Origin of the sequence: Haloquadratum walsbyi J07HQW2 (assembly GCF_000415985.1) — an archaeon.
GTDB lineage: Archaea > Halobacteriota > Halobacteria > Halobacteriales > Haloferacaceae > Haloquadratum > Haloquadratum walsbyi_B.
Map to the genome: position 1 here is coordinate 2,651,749 of NZ_KE356561.1, position 1,291 is coordinate 2,653,039.

General features: G+C 47.2%; 1 protein-coding gene. It reads left to right on the forward strand.

Features of this window, described 5'->3' with window-relative positions; all coding sequences use genetic code 11:
• Window positions 1–1,096 (forward strand): S8 family serine peptidase (locus J07HQW2_RS12480; RefSeq protein WP_021055900.1); only part of this gene is annotated, 1,096 nt, incomplete at its 5' end.
• Between the last annotated feature and the right edge of the window lie 195 nt (window positions 1,097–1,291).

Here is a 1,291-nt window from a genome sequence, read left to right on the forward strand (position 1 = left end):
AATTGAGGTCACTGTAAATTCAAAAACGCTGTCTGGAATGGAGCGTAACACTCCCGAATCAAGTCTTATCGCACCGGCTGATGTCCCAGAAACATTCACTATTGCGGCATATGAGAGATCAGTGAACCGTATTGCCCCATACAGTAGCCGTGGACCAACTGATGTCGGACTGCAAGGAATCGATGTGACCGGATACACAAATATTGATGTTGAGAACGGTCTCTACGGTATAACGCCATTCAGATTTACTGGTACTTCCGCGTCAGCACCATATGTCGGTGGTGTTGCTGCTCTTGTTGAGGGTGCTGATACTGGTGATCCCTCACCGGAATCACTTGCAACGACACTTCGTTCCACGAGTGATGATATTCGAGGTCCAGGTGATGATACCATCTCAGGATCAGGTGTTGTGAACGCTGTTGATGCAGTCGAGTCCGTCTCATCGATTACAATAACACCAACACCTACCCCAACCCAAATTCCAAGTCCAACTCCAATACCCACTACGGCACCGACTCCAATGCCTACATCGACATCAACACCGAAACCAACACAAACAGTGACTCCGATTCCAGCCCCGAGTGACGATATCACGATTACACGGTCATCCAGTGCTACTGAGGTTATACCAGGGGCGAAAGTCACTGTCACCACACGAGTAACGAATGCCAGCGGATCCGTTTCAATAAACGCGAATTATACACCGCCAGTGCACTCGGCTCAGGTCACCGAAGTAACGGTAAATGGGAACACTGCTTCCCCGATTATCTCAGAAGCAACGATAGATGGTGGCGTAGTTGTATCAGATAATCTTGATACGGGTGCAACTGTCTCCATTACTGAGGAACTCACAGTTTCAGAGACAGCAGAGACAACGCACACAATTACAGGAAATGTCACGACTGACAACACCACGGCTTCTGCCGACGCTCTCAACATATCGGTCATAATACCTGACACCCCAGCTGAACGATATGATTCCAATGGCGACGGTAATATCGATATTATTGAACTCGAACAGGCGGGAAACGACTTCGCCAGTGGTGAATTAACGATTGCTGAACTTGGGCAGGTCGGACGGGCGTTTGCCTCCTAATTTTTATTTTTAATCTTCACACCTCGTCTGTGGTAGCTAGCCGATACCTATCTCTTTGATGACAGAAAAAAGAAAATATACTGCTAAATCGGCGTCAGATCATACCTCCGCTTTTTCGATACTCAACTCAAGATCAAATATTGGTCCAACTATCTGATGTTTGCGATTGTGCCGAATGCTGATTGGCTATATTTG